General features: G+C 59.4%; 12 protein-coding genes. 5 read left to right on the top strand and 7 right to left on the bottom strand.

The genetic code is table 11. The annotated features are described in order from the left end of the window. Window positions 1–19: 19 nt before the first annotated feature. From B145_RS0123630 to B145_RS0123620, 3 genes are read right to left on the bottom strand one after another with little or no spacing between them, the layout of a single operon-like run. Window positions 20–961, bottom strand: a complete 942-nt coding sequence (locus tag B145_RS0123630) for a Nudix family hydrolase (RefSeq protein WP_018610746.1) — start codon at window positions 959–961, stop codon at window positions 20–22. 20 nt (window positions 962–981) lie between these two features. Then, complete coding sequence (locus B145_RS26890) at window positions 982–1,698, bottom strand: M15 family metallopeptidase (RefSeq protein ID WP_033408064.1); 717 nt, start codon at window positions 1,696–1,698, stop codon at window positions 982–984. A gap of 5 nt (window positions 1,699–1,703) precedes the next feature. Continuing rightward, window positions 1,704–2,570, bottom strand: coding sequence for an ATP-binding protein (locus B145_RS0123620; protein WP_018610744.1), 867 nt, complete (start codon window positions 2,568–2,570; stop codon window positions 1,704–1,706). Between the two features lie 91 nt (window positions 2,571–2,661). Between B145_RS0123620 and mltA the strand changes: the two genes are divergently transcribed. Next, window positions 2,662–3,948 (top strand): murein transglycosylase A, encoded by a 1,287-nt coding sequence (gene mltA / locus B145_RS0123615; RefSeq protein WP_157288602.1) that lies wholly within the window; start codon window positions 2,662–2,664, stop codon window positions 3,946–3,948. Window positions 3,949–4,026: 78 nt separating this feature from the next. Here mltA and pulA read toward each other — a convergent pair whose 3' ends face one another. Continuing rightward, window positions 4,027–7,176 (bottom strand): pullulanase-type alpha-1,6-glucosidase, encoded by a 3,150-nt coding sequence (gene pulA / locus B145_RS0123610; RefSeq protein WP_169558571.1) that lies wholly within the window; start codon window positions 7,174–7,176, stop codon window positions 4,027–4,029. An 895-nt stretch (window positions 7,177–8,071) separates the two neighbouring features. Between pulA and B145_RS0123605 the strand changes: the two genes are divergently transcribed. Continuing rightward, the gene (locus B145_RS0123605) at window positions 8,072–9,133 is read left to right on the top strand and encodes a hypothetical protein (RefSeq protein ID WP_018610737.1); all 1,062 of its coding nucleotides are present in this window, start codon (window positions 8,072–8,074) and stop codon (window positions 9,131–9,133) included. A 242-nt stretch (window positions 9,134–9,375) separates the two neighbouring features. After that, on the top strand, window positions 9,376–9,858 hold the full coding sequence (locus tag B145_RS0123600) for a DUF2846 domain-containing protein (protein WP_018610735.1): 483 nt from the start codon (window positions 9,376–9,378) through the stop codon (window positions 9,856–9,858). A 103-nt stretch (window positions 9,859–9,961) separates the two neighbouring features. On the opposite strand, the gene B145_RS0123595 is transcribed toward B145_RS0123600, so the two are convergent. From B145_RS0123595 to B145_RS0123585, 3 genes are all read right to left on the bottom strand, one after another. Then, the gene (locus B145_RS0123595; protein ID WP_018610733.1) at window positions 9,962–11,842 is read right to left on the bottom strand and encodes a methyl-accepting chemotaxis protein; all 1,881 of its coding nucleotides are present in this window, start codon (window positions 11,840–11,842) and stop codon (window positions 9,962–9,964) included. A gap of 241 nt (window positions 11,843–12,083) precedes the next feature. After that, complete coding sequence (locus tag B145_RS0123590) at window positions 12,084–13,265, bottom strand: MFS transporter (protein ID WP_018610731.1); 1,182 nt, start codon at window positions 13,263–13,265, stop codon at window positions 12,084–12,086. A gap of 94 nt (window positions 13,266–13,359) precedes the next feature. Beyond that, window positions 13,360–14,055, bottom strand: a complete 696-nt coding sequence (locus tag B145_RS0123585) for a Crp/Fnr family transcriptional regulator (protein WP_018610730.1) — start codon at window positions 14,053–14,055, stop codon at window positions 13,360–13,362. Between the two features lie 56 nt (window positions 14,056–14,111). Between B145_RS0123585 and earP the strand changes: the two genes are divergently transcribed. Both earP and efp read left to right on the top strand, forming a co-directional pair. Next, window positions 14,112–15,260 (top strand): elongation factor P maturation arginine rhamnosyltransferase EarP, encoded by a 1,149-nt coding sequence (gene earP, locus B145_RS0123580; protein WP_018610728.1) that lies wholly within the window; start codon window positions 14,112–14,114, stop codon window positions 15,258–15,260. 50 nt (window positions 15,261–15,310) lie between these two features. Then, complete coding sequence (efp, locus tag B145_RS0123575) at window positions 15,311–15,868, top strand: elongation factor P (protein WP_026259438.1); 558 nt, start codon at window positions 15,311–15,313, stop codon at window positions 15,866–15,868. Window positions 15,869–15,978: the final 110 nt, after the last annotated feature.

The following is a 15,978-nucleotide window of genomic DNA, read 5'->3' as shown; positions in this document are numbered from 1 at the left end:
ATTCTGGGTGGCGCCGCCTTCAGGTGCCTTGCCACGCACCTTGGATCATCGCAAGCCCGTGTGCCCCCCGTTCGCGGGCCGAAATCATGTCATTGGAATTAAGTCCGCCAATGAGTAGTACCGGGATGGGGAGCTGGGCCATCAGTCGGGCCGCTTCATCCCACCCGAGCCCTGGGCGCCCAGGGTGTGAGGCGGTTTCCTTGACATTCCCCAGCAGGGCGTAGTCCAGGCCGAGTTTGGCCGCGTGCTCAAGTTCCGCACGGGTGTGGCAGGACGCCCCCACCCATTCAAAATCCGGCCTGCTCTGGCAGCCCGCCAAAATCCGGGCAGAAAGATGTATGCCGCTGGCGTTCATCTGTCTGGCATGCTCTGGGGTGGTGTTGAGCACTGCGATGGCTCCGGCATTCTGGCAACGCGCCAGCGCCTCGCGGATGAATGTGTCGTGTTCAGCCTCCGGCAAGCCGCTTTCTCGGATCTGGACTAATTTCAGCCCGGCTGCCAGGGCCGTGTCCAGCGCGGCAAGCTGGGCCGCAGTGCCGATGCGCCAAGCATGGGTCACGGCCATGCAACGCGGCAGGCTCAGCGCCTTGAGAATCGGGCCGTTCGCAGGCAGCATGGGCGACACACTGCTTGCCCCCGCCTGTTGCCAGATCAGCGCGCTATGCACATGGTCTCTGGGCTCGCCGCGCCATTGTGGCACCTCGAAAAAATGCAGGCTCACATGGGCGTGTTCGTATTCATGCTCGCGGGTCAGCCAGGGCCAAGCGGCATCCACGGTGATGCCCAATTCCTCTTCCAGCTCACGGATCAGCGCGTCTCTCGGGGTTTCGCCAGCTTCCACCTTGCCACCAGGAAATTCCCAGTAACCGGGGTAGAAAGTATCCGGGGCACGCTGGCCGAGTAGGAATGTGCCGTCTGGCCGGGTGATGACGGCAGCGGCAACGTGAACGATTTTTCTCATCTTTTGGGGCTCAAAAATTTTCAGATTGTCGGTGGGGCGGGCAAGGCAAACGCTGGCGAAGCGACCCGGCAGACATGGCGGGCGTAGATGCTCTCCAGCTTGGCAAGAATGGCCTCCTTGCCTGCCAGATCGGCGCCGGTGATGCATTCGCGCAGCACATCAGGGCTCAGTGCGGCCAGCGCAGGGACTGACAAGGGTGCCCACGACAGATGCCAGGGCTCCGGGTGCACGCCACCGCGTTCGATATCGTAGGGGCGAAAGAAACCGAAGCGGGCCATGTTCGCGTCCAGCCAAGCTGTGAGCGCTGCAAAGATGCCATCAGAGGCGTATTCCGATGGAATGAGTTGCAGCTCGTAGTCCGATGGCATGGCTGCGCGGTCATAGATGTCAAACTCGCAACCCCAGTGGTGGCGGCTGGCGCCGGGCAGTGCCGACCACTCCAGAATGGTTTCCACCAATGCATCCGGGGCGAGGCAGGCGTGGTCTATCGGCCGGCACTGTGCGTCCAGCAATATCCGTTCGCCATGCCATTTGCGTTGCCAGATGCGGGCCTGATCCTCAAAGCTGCGGTAGGCGCTGGCGATGGCAAGCTCAATGCCCTCTGCATGGGCAGCCGCCTTGAGTGCGAGCAAGGCTTCGCCCGCCTGGGCATGGGCCAGGAAATGGCTGCCATCCGGCAGCACGAATTCCTGCACATGGCTGCGGCTGCGCCCGGTCAGGGCCTGTGCGTCAAGCATCTGATTCACAAACTGGCCCTGCCTGCGTAATCGCGGGCGAACTGCCACGCGACCCGGCCATTGCGTGAGCCGCGCGAGAGCGCCCATTGCAGCGCTTCGGTGCGGATCGTCTCCCAGTCTTGCAGCGCGACGCCAAACTCCTGCAGCCAGTGCTGCACGATGGCCAGATATTCATCCTGGCTGAAGGGGTAGAAGCTCACCCACAGGCCAAAGCGTTCCGACAAGGAAATCTTTTCTTCCACTGCCTCGGCGGGATGAACCTCTTCGCCCACATGCTTGGTGCGGGCATTTTCCTCGAAGTATTCCGGCAGCAGGTGGCGGCGGTTGGAGGTGGCGTAGATCAGCACATTGTCGGGCACGGCGGCAAAGCTGCCATCCAGCACGCTCTTGAGGGCCTTGTAGCTCAGTTCTCCTTCGTCGAAGGAGAGATCGTCGCAGAACAGGATGAAGCGTTCCTCACGTGCGGCAACCAGATCCACGATATGGGGCAAGTCAATCAGATCACTCTTGTCGACTTCGATCACCCGCAAGCCTTCTGCTGCGTATTCGGTCAATAGCGCCCGGATCAGTGAGCTTTTGCCCGTGCCGCGCGCACCCGTCAGCAACACATTGTTGGCGCGCTGGCCGCGCAAAAATTGCAGCGTATTGATCTGCACGCGGCTCTTCTGGTTGTCGATATCCTGCAGGTCGGCAAGGTGAATGGTTTGCAGGTGGTGGATCGGTTCCAGCCAGCCGCGACCCTGGCGGGTACGCCAGCGGTGGGCTACGGCGTTCCAGTCTGGCGCAGGCGGGGCAGGGGGCAGATTGGCTTCCACGCGGGCCAGAAGACGCTCGGCACGGTCGATCAGGTGTTCGAACTCGGACAAACTCATCAGTAAAATCCTTGTCGCAATCGGGCAAATTGCCCGCTGCCTGACAGTATACTTTCGCTCTTAGGGTTTCGACCAAGAGAGAATGAGCGAAATGGACCAAATCAATTCGCGTCAGGCATGGCGCCCAAGTGTGTTGTGTGCGATGGGGGTGGCGCTTGCGCTGATGTTGGGCGGCTGTGTCACCACCCAGGTGACAGAAACACCCACAGCGCCCACTGCGGTGGGAACGGACAAACCCTGCCCTGTCACACCCGTCTGTCCGGCCTGCCCCAAGTGCCCCGGCACGCCGGAGGCGGGCGCGTCGCAACCGGCTGCGGCCCCGTTTCGTGAAGCCGCCTGGACAGACCTGCCCGATTGGCAGCGTGATGAGCTGAATCAGGCCTTCCCCGGCATGCTGGCTTCCTGCAAGGCCATGCGTCAGCCGGAGGTCAAGGCGGCCTGGATCGGGTTTTGCGAAGCAGCCCAGGCTCTGGGGCCCAAGCCTGCCAGCGCGCAGGTGCGTAGTTTGTTTGAACAGTGGCTCGCGCCCTGGCAGATCGTCAATCCCGATGGCAGCATTGAGGGGATGATGACCGGCTATTACGAGCCTCTGATCCGTGCCAGCCGCTGGAAAAGCGCCAAGTTTTCCGTGCCGGTGTTCGGTGTGCCCGATGATCTGCTCAATATCGACATGAGCGAGGTCTACCCGGAAACCAAGTCGATGCGCCTGCGTGGGCGCCTTGAAGGTCGCAAGGTGCTGCCGTATTGGTCGCGCGCGCAGATTGATGCGCAGGGCGAGCATTTCCCGGCCAAGGTCCTGGTCTGGACCGCAGACCCGCTGGAACTACTATTCCTGCAGGTGCAGGGCTCCGGGCAGGCCGAGCTGTCGGACGGCAGCCGCGTCCGCCTTGCCTATGCCGATCAGAATGGCCACCCCTACAAGTCGATTGGCCGCTGGCTGGCGGACAAGGGGGAAATGCGCGCCGATCAGGCCAGCATGCAGGGCATCCAGAACTGGGTACATGCCAATCCGGCGCGCCTGAATGAATTGCTCAACGCCAACCCCAGCTATGTGTTTTTCCGTGAAGAGGCAGCCAACAACGAGGGGCCGAAAGGCTCTTTGGGGGTGCCGCTGATGGCAGGCCGGGCAGTGGCGGTTGATCCGCGTACCGTACCCTTGGGGGCGGCGCTGTTCCTGGCAACCACACGGCCCGATGGCGCCCCGATGAACCGCCTTGTGATGGCGCAGGATACCGGCGGGGCGATCCGTGGCCGGGTGCGGGCCGACTTTTTCTGGGGCTTTGGCCCTGAGGCCGGGGCGCAAGCCGGGCGGATGCGCTCGCAAGGCAAGCTCTGGCTGCTCTGGCCCAAGGGCGCCAATCTGCCCAAGGGCGAGTGAAAAAACGCCGCCGGAATCGCAGATTCGGGCGGCGCAATGGAGACTCCGGTGAGCCCTAAAGCTCACCGGGATGAAACGCTAGTTCTGCACAAAAACAGCCGTGGTGCGTGCCGGTACGCTGAAGGTGCCAGTGCCAGCGGTGAATGTCGCGGTCTTGACAACAGCATCATGCCCCGCTGACTGCACCGGATGCAGCGCCACCGTGCCCGCGCCCGCAAAGGCTGGCAGCTTGTAGCTCTGGGCGGCGCTGTTGGCGTTGATCAGAACGATGATGTTCTTGTACTTCTGATCACCACAACCGGCTGCCCCTGATATCTGCATGACAATCAAGCCGTGCACCTGGCCGATGTTCTGGTCAGGGAAGCTCACGCATTGCTTGACGGTTTGCGTGGTCTTCAGGCGGAACATGCTGGTGTCCTTGCGCAGTTTGAGGAAATCTTCAAATGCCGCTTCACTGTTGGCAATATCCGCCACGCTCGGCGCATTGATCTGGGCGAGCGCTGCGCTGGCCACCGTGGTGTTGCTCCAGGTGCCGACAGCTTCGATTGGCAGGCCAACCGCCCAATTATTGCTGGCTCCCGTCCAGTCGATGCGGTTGAAGTAATCGCCGGAGTTATAGCTGTTGCCATCTGCCGACTTGGAGCGCAGGAACTCGTCACCCGCATGGAAGAAAGGCACGCCTTGCGCCAGCGCAACCGTAGATAGCCCCACCACATGGGCGCGGGCACGGTCTGCCGTACTGGTGGCCACCGGGTGCTTGTACTGGCTGATGTCCCACAGGGTTTCGTTGTCATGCACCGAAACGTAGGCAATATTGTCTTGCGGGACAATGGCATAACCCGCCGGGCTGCCGAAGTAATCCACGCCAGCGCCGGTGGTGCTGGCGTTAAGCGGGAAGTCCGCCAGATTGCCTGCCAGCGAAACACTGATGCGGTTCTGGATCGGCCAGGCTGCATCCTTGCTGCTGCCATCGCAGGTTGCCGTGTTGGTGATGCCGTTGAGCAAGGCGCCGCTACCGTAGCACAGACCCGAGATAAAGCCCTGATTGGCCACCAGTGAATTGCCACTATCGAATGGCCCGCCGCCGCGTACTGCGTCGCGCAGGCGATCGTTGAAGGTGCCAATCCCTGTGCCCGCCATGGCAGATTGTTGCGCGCCAGCGAAGCTCAGGTTCTGCTGCGACCAGCCTTCGCCATACATCAGGAAGGCGGGTGAGTTGCTGGTGCGTCGCCCATCGGCCAGTGCCACGCCATTGAGCATGCTTTGGGCATCAGTCATGGCTTGCTTGGGAATCAGGCCCATGATGTCGAAGCGGAAGCCATCTACCTTGTACTGGTTGGCCCACACCTTGAGGGTGTCTTGCATCAGTTTGTTCATCATAGTGTTTTCGGTGGCGGTATCCGAACAGCATGATGCGTTGCGTACCGAGCCGCTGGCATCCAGGCGCTGGTAGTATCCTGGAACAATCTTGTCGAGCACCGAATTCTTGTCCTGCCCGCTGGATGTTGTATGGTTATAGACCACATCCATCACCACGCGCAGGCCAATGGCATGCAGCCCCTGCACCATCTGGCGGAATTCGCGCACGCGGGCCAGCCCGTCATCCGGGTTGCTCGAATAGCTGCCAGCGGGAGCCCCGTAGTGGCGCGGATCGTAGCCCCAGTTGAAGCAGTCGGTTTCTGCGGCGGCAGCGGCAGCCGTGGCTGCAGCCAGATCGGCACCGGTAGAAGCCGGAATGCTGGGGTTGGCACAAGTGCTGTCATTGACGCTGGAAAAATCGAAGGCGGGCATGATGTGCACATGGGTCAGCCCTGCGGTGGCGAGTGCCTGCAGATGCTTCATGCCATTGGTGACGCCTGCGTTGGCAGCGGCAAAAGCGCCAAACTTGCCGCGCTGGGCGCTGACTACGCTGCTGTCATTGGCCGAGAAATCCCGCACATGCAATTCATACAGGCTGCTGTCGACCGGGTCGAGCATAGCTGGCAAACCGCTTGCCACATGGCTGGCCCAGCCGCTGGGAGCGGTGGTGGCGTCTGCAAGGTTGATGACCATGCCGCGCACGCCATTGGCATTGAGCGAGAGTGCATAGGGGTCACTCACGTCCGTGTTCGTCACCAATGCACCTGCGCCACTATTGGCCGCACGGCTGTAGACCTGCACCGTGTAGGTGTAATAGGCGCTGTTGGTCCAACTGGCGTCCGCTGCGGTATAGCTCCACACGCCAGAGGCCGCATCATGCTGCATGGTGTAGGTGCTGGGCGTGGTGGCCGTGGCGCTGGCATACACATTCAGCGTGACGGATTTTGCCGTGGGTGCCCACAGGCGGAAGGTCGGTACGTCACTGGCATTGAAGCTCAGCCCCATGGTCTGGGTGCTGGCTGCACTGCCATAGAGTGCATCCAATACCGGGGCGAGTTGTACCTGCGTGCCATCAACAACCTTGCCTGCGCTGTCCGAGGCCAGTACCGCCACCTCATCGGTGAGCAGGCTCTGTACCGTGGACGTGCTGACCGAGGCGGGTAGCGTCAGTACAACAGCATTGCTCGCGTATTGCGGGAACTTGCTCGCCAGATTGCTGGGCAGCGCGCTGGCAACAGTCAGCGCCAGGCTGGCATCTGCATTGGCCACTCCGCTGCTGGTGGCGGCCAGAGTTCCCTGAGCCGAGTAAGCCAGCGAATAGGTGTTGCCCGCGCTCGCCCCCGGCCAGACCAGCGTGCTGGCATCCAGCCAGATCGCCTTGGCCGAGCCCAGGTTCACCGCACCCGGCAGGGTGGTGTAGGCCGTGCAATCGTTGGCCTTGAACCACACTTCCTGGCCGACCGTGGCGATGTTGCTGGCAAAGCTGACGTTCTGGTCACTGCCGCAATTTTTGTTGCCCGCACCATCGGTGAGGAGGAAAGACATGGCCGTCTGTGCCTTGTCGACCGGCATGTCGACATAGACGCCGTAGCTGTCTTTGCTATTGAAGGGCGTATTGGCGGGCCAACTCGGCGTGCTCAGGGTGGAGCCTTGCCAGGAATAAACGCCCCAGCCCGTGTAGGCGCCATCCGGGCGGGCGTAGTGCACCCGCAGGGTGAGCGCTGCTACCGAACTGCCCGTATTGGAAGGTGTCGTAGAAGAAGAGTCACTTCCCCCACCTCCACCACCGCAGCCTGCCAAGAGCAGTACCGCTGCGCCAACCATACCCCAGTGCATGCACTGGCGTTGAATGCCACGTGTGAATTGCATGATCTCAACCATCCTCCTTTTTGGGGCGCCCAGTGGAATACCGGACGCCGTGGAACCACCTGGAGCCTTGGGCTCTTCTGTCTGCGACCCGCAACCTCTTTACGGAGGTGTAAGGCCAGTCTGCTTGTGGTTTGATCCTGGATGCTTTTGTCAGGTCGGCGAGCTTACGGTGCTGACACAACAAATTTTTATTATTCAGATACTTATTGTTTGTAATCGGTTACAAAGTCACCCTCTCTTCAGTTCCTCATGCACACGTCACTGCACTTTTGGCCTTCGCTTCTTGGCATTATAAGGAACAAAAAAAAGCGAATCCAGGTGCAAGGTGTGCCAGGGGAGACTGGAGAAAGGGTAGTTGTGTAAGCGGTTACAGTTTAGTTTTACGCCAATGCTTATGCAAGAGACTTACGTATAGGGAGATATCCTGATCTGCCATGCCGCACGCCCAGAAAAACGGAAAATCTGGCGGCCGTGTGGGAGTGTTTTAATACCCTCGCTCCGCGCCTTGATGACTTACGAGGTGTTGATGGAGCAAGGAAGGACTGAGATTGGTTACGAGCGGACGGTCAATGACGGGAGACGAAAGCGGCCATTCGTAGGGGCTGCAGGGAACTATTAGCGCAGCGTCAATTCACGAAGTGAATGGCACCGGAGGCTTTGGGCTTATCCTCGTAATAGACGGCATGGTAATTGGGTTGTCCATGTGGCGCAGTTCGCTTCGCTCAGAGCGCCCTACTTCTTGGGTGATGCCACGATTGCGCCGTACGTGGTGCGTCAGATGGAGTGGTTATGCCAATCGAATTACATGTAAAGATATGTTACTATCCCCACTCTGCGAATAGGCCATGACGCACAGCGCTGGCCCACGTCGAGCCCGTCTTTCACTGGAGTTGAGATGCGATTCATCTTTTCTGTGCTTGGCCTGCTGCTGCTTGTCTCCGGTTGCGCAACCGCACCGATCCCCTTGGCGCCACAATCCGAAGCATTGCTCAAAGGCAAGCAAATCAAGCTTGTGGAACACAAAAAGGAAGAGATGGCCTTCAGCACGCTGACCCCAGGTGGCGCAGCCTTCGGCATGATCGGTGCTGCCATATCGTCCAACAACGGCAAGCAGGCCATTGCGAAGTTCGGTCTGCTCGATCCAGCAGCCGAAATCGCTCAAGGGCTCGCCCAGGGCCTCGCAAACCGATATTCCGCGCGCATTGCCACAGATCTCATTCCGCTGGGGGAGTTGAACCCGGAGGAGCTCGCTCGCAAGCAAAGCGCCGATACGCTCTTGCTGGATGTCGGCCCCAGCGGCACGATGGTCGTCTATTACCCGACCAACTGGGGCAAATACCGCGTGATGTATGGCGTCCCCGTCAAACTGTTTGAGGGCAAGAGTGGTCAGATCCTCGCCCAGGGTAGTTGCAGTTATGTGCCGGACGATCTGCCCCACGCCCCTTCATATGACGAATTATTCGGTGGGCAAGGTGAAGTTCTGAAAGCCCACATCAAGACCGGCCAGACCATTTGCGACAGCAAGATCCGTAAGGAATTGTTCCGTCTCCCGGCACAGCCCGATGTCGCGGCGCAAGCCTTACCCATGGCTGTGCCCACTGCACCGGTGCGAGTCCCCAGCGCAATGGCCGCACAGCTGCTTCTGGTGACGCCACAAAACGGCTACGCGCAAATCAACGAGATCGACAAGTTCCCGATGAGCGCAAAATACCGGAGCAGCTACGAGGCCTATTTGGCCAGCCCCAAGCAAACCAAGATGCTCGTCGCAGGTTCAAAGGGGGGCTTCTACTCCACCAAAAATGCATCGTTGGAACAAGCCCACGCCCTCTTTGACCGCTGCCTTGCCCAACACCCGGAATGCTGGGTGTACGCACTGAACGACGAAGTAGTCTGGAGTGAGGATAAGGCTTTGCGGATCAGCCGCGACAAACTCAAGCCGCTGACCAGCCAACCCTGACCCAGCCACGTAGTGTGGGTTGGCTTTATCAACCCGCGAGGGTAGGCAAATCGCCAACAAGAAAATGCACGGGTTACGGTTTCGCCTAACCCTCCCTACACGGCTGGGTCGAGCGTGCCATGTTAGGGAGCACGCGCCAATGTTATTCAGCAAAACAGCCCCCTATAACAAGTTAGGCTGACCGACTCTGTCGGTCCATAGTTTTCGTTCACGACTGTTTATAGATACCTAGGGGGTTATGCATGCGTTTCTTGCAAAAAATTTGTGTTTTCCTTGCTGCACTAGCCATTACAGGCTGCGTAAGCGTTCCACCACAAATTCAAGGAACGAAAGCCACGTCGAAACAAGATTCATATGCCAAGACATTTCCAAAGCGCGCGGACAAAGCGACTGTTTACATCTATCGAGCCAACTACGTTGGCAAGATATTTTTCCTAACCGTTAGCGCAAATGACATTCAAGTGGGGGGTATTCCAGGCTATGGTTTTTTTGCACTTGAGTTGCCCTCTGGCAGCTATACACTAAAAACGAAAGCAGACAAAGATGCGGAGCTAAAGATCGATGTCGCAGCTGGGAATAGCTATTACATTTGGCTTGATATGTCATTTGGTATGCTGATGGGGAACCCAGATTTTAGGATTGTGAATGAGAAGGAAGCGCAACCCGTCATTCTGGATGAATGTTCAATGGTGACGTCTTCCACATTCCCTAATGTTGCACCTTAATGCCTCCACGCTAGCCCGGTAGATACCGTCTTGCTTTAAATAAAAAATGCCCGCCAATTCGGCGGGCATTTTTACATCTACGGTCCAGCCTCGGTTGGGGCTTTTAGAGTTTGAAACGCGCCACCAATCCACGCAGCATGTCGGCTGCTGCATTCAGTTCGGCGACGGTGCCCGCGACCGACTGGATGGCCTGATCCGTTTCCATCGCGGCGCGGTTGCCCAGTTCTGCGGCCTTGGCCATCTCGGAGGTGGCGGCGGATTGCTCGCGGGTGGCGTCGGCAATGTCGCGGATGGCTTGAACCACGCGGTCGATCTGTTGCTGGATGCTGCTCATGCGGTCGGCCACGCGGTGAGAATCTGCCACGCCGGAGGCCACTGATTCGCGCGTATGCTCCATGCCTGCGATGGCTTGGGTGATGTCGCTGTCGGTCTGACCGATCAGGTCGGCGATTTCCACGGTGGCTTTGCCGGTGCGTTCGGCGAGCTTGCGTACTTCATCGGCCACCACGGCAAAACCGCGCCCCTGTTCGCCTGCGCGGGCGGCTTCGATGGCGGCGTTCAGGGCCAGCAGATTGGTCTGGTCGGCAATATCCTTGATCACGCCGACGATGCTGTTGATCTGCCCGGAGCGTTTGCCGAGTGCCCCCAGCGTGTCGGCCAGTTGCCCGACCTTGGTGGAGATGCCGTCAATGCCCTTTGCGAGCGCGGCCACTTCGACGGCGGAGGTGGTGGATACTTCGCCGCTTTCGTGTGCGATGGCCTCAGCATCCTTGGCGCTGTCGGCGATCACGTTGATGCTCACGGTGATCTCTTCGATGGTGGCGGCCGTTGCTGCAGACACATCGGCTTGCTTGCGCGAGTCATCCGAGATGAGCTTCATGACCCGTGACAGATTGCCGACGTTGCCACCCAATTCCTCCGATTTGCCGCGTACTTCGCTGAACATGTCACGCAGGCTGACTACAAAGCGGTTGAAGGCGTGAGCCGTCAGCCCGACTTCGTCCTTGGCCTGGATCGACAGGCGATGAGTCAGATCACCATCGCCGGAGGCTATTTCGTTGAGTGCGTCGTGCAGGCGCCGCAGGTTGGCCAGCAGGCGCGTCAGCCCCACATTGGCGACCAACACTGCGATGCCGCCCAGGATCAGGCCGGTCGCCAGTAGGGTCAGGATCATGTGGTTGAGCGGGGCCAGGATGCGCTCACGATCTACCACGGTGCCCAGCAGCCATTCCGAGCCGGGGACCGGCATCACGGAGACGAAACTGGTGCGGCCATTGACGGTGGCTTCCTGCACGGTGTCTTCTTTGGCAAGTTGTTGCAGGCGGTCGGCATTGAGGCCGGGCATGATTTCGTCGACGGCCTTGAGGGTTGATTCCGCTGCCGGGTGGGCGACGATTTTGCCGTCCCGGGTGACGAGGAAGGCGTAGCCATCGGCACGCAGCTTGATGGCTTGAATCTGGGCGATAACGTCTTCCAGGGTTACATCCCCACCGACAACGCCTTGCACTTCACCGTTGATGATGACGGGCGAGCCAAAGGTGACCCCCAGCTTTTTGGTGCTGGCGAACACATAAGGGGCGACCAGAGTGCTGGCTTTTTCACCCGCTGCCTTGGCATACCAGGGGCGGGAGGCGGGTACATAACCTTCGGGCGGTTTTTTGTCCGGGTTGTTGTAGATCATACGTTGATCGGCAAAACCGGCGAAGGTCTGCTCAAATCCGCCTGCATCCTTGGCTACCCCTAAAGCGGGCAGGATGTCCGGTTGGGTAGCCACCCGGCTGGCGACTGCATCCACTGCACTGCGCTTGGCCTGCACCCAGCGTGCCAGGGCTGCATCGTTGCCGATGATGGTTGCCTTGATTTCATTGCGCACGCCGCTGATGATTTCATTGCTCATGTTGTGATAGGCCACAGCAGAGAGCAATACGATCGAGAGCGCCAGCAGTGCGACGACGAACAGTAGCAACTTTCGTTTGAGATTCATTGCGTTCTTTCTTTGTGATATCAGAATTCGGTTGCCATGCCGATGTTATGCACAGGGCCGTGCAGAAGCGCCGCCTTAATGTGGGCATAGCCGAGCTGCTTGGTAAAACCAAGTGACAAAACGTCTATTCGGCCTTACAGGCAGGGAACTTGAGCAGTTTATGTGCCTGCTATTGCAAACATGCGTAGATATGTGTGAACCAAAATACAGGCGCTGGTCGCGCAGTGTCTGTGCCTGGATGTCACGAAGCCTTCAGGCTCAGGCGGAATCCCTTGCGGGCTTGCCAACTCGATAGTGCGGTGATGCTGCCAATGGTTACAAACACAGGTAGCGCACCGAACATGCCCGCTACTGCACCATAGATTGAGGGGCCTGCCAGCCCCATGCTGTTGCCCATCATGGCGCGCAGGCCCGCACCCTCTCCGGCCTTGTCGGCGGGCATGGCACGGTAGATCAGGCTCAATATGCTGGGTTGCCCCACCCCGGCCGCCAAGCCCAGAATCAGCCCCAGGGTCGCGTGAACATAGCCATTCACAGCAAAGGGCAACAGCAGGAAGACCGTGGTGGTGGTAGCAAAGGCAAAGCTGAGCATCCGCCATTCCGGCAGATGACGCGACAACCAGGGCAGCAGGGCGCGCACAGCAAAGGTGCCGACGGCAAAGCAGGAGAGAATCAAGCCGATGGTGGTCGCCGAGAAGCCGCGTTCCTGACCTAATACCGGAGTCATGAACGAGAAGCCGTCGTAAGACATCGAGACCACCATCGCCAGCAGATAGATGCGAAGCAGGCGCGGGTCGGAGAACACCATCTTGACCACGCTATCCCCATTCCGCCGGGCGCCTTTGTGTCCGCCCACACCACCCGGCACATCCACGCAGAACGAGGTGATGAGGCTGCAGACTACAATCAGGGCCAGCGTGGTATAGGCGGCACGAAAGCCAAAATGGTCGATCACGATCCCGGCAATCGATGGCCCTGCCACGGCAGAGACCGAGTTCCCCATCTGCAGCCAGCCGATCATGCCCACGCGTTCGTTTTCCTGCGCAAAAGGCATGAGCCCAACGGCCACATTGGCCGCCAGCATATAGCTGCCAAAACCGAAGCCCCCGACTGCGGCAGCCAGCAAAACCGTGGTTATATGCGGAAAGACGACCGGCAGGAGCAAGCCTGCGATCATGATGATCTGGCTGGTGCGCATCACCCGGCGCGGCCCCACCTTGTCGATCCACCTGCCCATGTGCAGCGAAAGTATTGCGGGCAACAGGCTGTAAGCGCTATAGGCGACCCCGGCCAGTGTTTCTGAGCCTTGTTGCTTGAGTGCGAAGAGGGAGGCCGCCACCCGCCCGCCGCCCATCGTGACGTGGGCGAGGATCGATACGGCGATGAGCGAGAAAACCTGGATCTGGTTGCGTGAGAGCTGCATGCCCGGATTTTAACATTGTCAGACAACTAATGGTGTGTCGGCATGTATCTTTATGAGGGCGAATCATCTGCAAAAACAGGTGCTTGCCGATATATCAGGCGTCAAAATCACGCAGTTTGGCGACATCGGGCACGCGGATCGTCTTACCTTCCACTTCCAGCAGGTCGTGACTGCTGAGGTTATGCAAAATGCGTGAAAAGGTTTCAGGCGTGACTGACAGGCGGGACGCCAGCACCTGTTTGCTGATCGGCAGGTCAATCTCCAGCGAGCCTTGCGCCAGCCCGCCGTCGCCCGCTTCGCGCAGCAGGTAGCCGATCAGGCGTTGGGTGGAGGAGCGCAGCGCGTAGCCCTCCACATCCTGTACCAGCGTGTGCAGGCGCATTGACAGGCCCGCCAGCATCTTGCGGGCGAACAACTTGTTATTGTCGATCAGATCTTGCACTGGTTCGCGTGGGATAAACAGCACCAGGGAATCGGTAAGCGCCTCGGCGGTGACGGGGAAGGGGCGCTCCAAGAACATCACCGCTTCGCCAAAGCTCATGTGCGCGGGAATCAGTTCCAGCACCTTCTCGTTGCCATTGGGCGCGCTGACCGCCAGCTTGATCTGCCCATGCACCACCACATAGAAACCAGTACAGGGCGAGCCCTGGCGGAACAGAACCTCACCACGGGCCAAGCGGTGTTCGCCTGCGGCCGCGGCGATCAGATCAAGCGAGTCGGCATCGACGGCGGCAAACAGCGGCAGGCGACCAAGCAGGCCACGGATATCGGCTTTGAGTTGTTTTTCCATTGCGGTGCAAGTGCTGCGAAAATGAAGGGGTAACCCACATTCTGGCTAAAGTATTCATGTCCGTCACGCGCTGCGATATTTTCTGCAAAGTCATCGATAACTATGGGGATATCGGGGTGTGCTGGCGCCTGGCCCGGCAACTGGCCGGAGAGCATGGGCTCGCGGTACGCCTGTGGGTGGATGATCTGGCAAGCTTCCAGCGTTTGGCGCCTGCCATTGATCCGCAGCGGGGTGAGCAGATGCTTGCCGGGGTTAGCGTGTGCCCTTGGGATGTGCGTACTGCGGTGGCCCAGCCTGCCGAGATCGTGATTGAGGCGTTTGCCTGCGATCCGCCCGACGCCTACATTGCCGCCATGGCCGCACTGCCTCGCAAGCCCGCGTGGATCAATCTTGAATACCTCAGTGCCGAAGACTGGGTGGAGGGCTGCCATGCCATGCCTTCGCCACACCCCCGCCTACCACTCACGCGCCACTTCTTCTTCCCCGGTTTTACGCCGCGTACCGGGGGGCTGTTGCGCGAAGCGGCCTTATTGCCGCGTCTGCAAGCGTTTCGGGCGGATGCGCAGGCGCAGGCCGGGTTTTGGCGCAAGCTGGGGGTGCCGTCTCCCGCCACGGAGGCACTGAAAGTTTCTTTGTTCGCCTATGAGAATGCTGCGGTAGGCGACTTGCTGACGGCCTGGAGCCAGGGAGATCGGGAGATATTCTGTGCCTTGCCCGAAGGGCGCATTCTGCCCCAGGTGCGGGCATGGGCACAGGGGCTGCCATCGGGGGCAGGTGGACCTGTTTGGCACAGCGGCAGGCTGACTGTCGCTGTACTTCCCTTTATGCCCCAGGACGACTACGACCTGCTGTTGGCCGCGTGTGACCTGAACTTTGTGCGGGGCGAGGATTCCTTTGTGCGTGCGCAGTGGGCGGCCCATCCCTTCGTCTGGCACATCTACCAGCAGGAGGATGCGGCCCATCTGCCCAAGCTGGCCGCATTCCTGGGGCACTACACCCGGCGTATGGATGAGGCCAGCCGCCAAGCCCTGGACGCGTTTTGGCAAGCCTGGGAGGGGGGGCAAGGGGCCGCACAGGCTTGGCCGGATCTGCTTGCCGCGTTGCCAGATTTGCAGGCCGCCGCCGAGGCATGGCAGAAATATCTTGAAGAAAATGGTGATTTGGCTGCCAAGCTGCTGATTTTTTGCGAGGATTTGTTAGAATGATCGGCTTTGTAAACTTGTAAGGCGCTCGTGGGCGCCGCTTAGGGTGTCCTATGAAAACCGCTCAAGAACTCCGCTCTGGTAATGTCGTGATGGTCGGCGCTGAAGCGCTGGTGGTGCAAAAGGCTGAATACAGCAAGGGTGGCCGTAACGCTGCTGTGGTCAAGATGAAGTTCAAGAACCTGCTCACCGGCGCCGGTTCCGAATTCGTCTACAAGGCTGACGACAAGTTTGAACTCGTCCAGCTCGACCGTAAGGAAGTGACCTACTCCTACTTCGCCGATCCCATGTATGTGTTCATGGATGCTGACTACAATCAGTATGAGATCGAAGCTGAAAACATGACCGATGCGCTCAAGTACCTGGAAGATGGCTTGGTGTGCGAAGTTGTGTTCTATAACGAAAAGGCCATCTCGGTTGAATTGCCCAACTCCGTGGTGCGTGAAGTGATCTACACCGAACCCGCTGTGAAGGGCGATACCTCTGGCAAGGTGATGAAGCCTGCCCGTCTGGCCACCGGCTTCGAACTGCCTGTGCCGGCTTTCGTTGAAATCGGCGACAAGATCGAAATCGACACGCGTACCGACGAATATCGCAACCGCGTGAAGTAATTTACGTGCATCAAGGGGCCTGGTTTTTTAACCACGTGACCCAAATGATTGTTACGTCTGTCTGTCAAAAAGGGGCCTGTGGGCTCCTTTTTGCTATTGTGATGTCGAAT

The organism is Uliginosibacterium gangwonense DSM 18521 (genome assembly GCF_000373965.1).
Taxonomy (GTDB): domain Bacteria; phylum Pseudomonadota; class Gammaproteobacteria; order Burkholderiales; family Rhodocyclaceae; genus Uliginosibacterium; species Uliginosibacterium gangwonense.
Note: the sequence above shows the minus strand (reverse complement) of the source record. Positions and strands in the feature narration are given on the sequence as shown.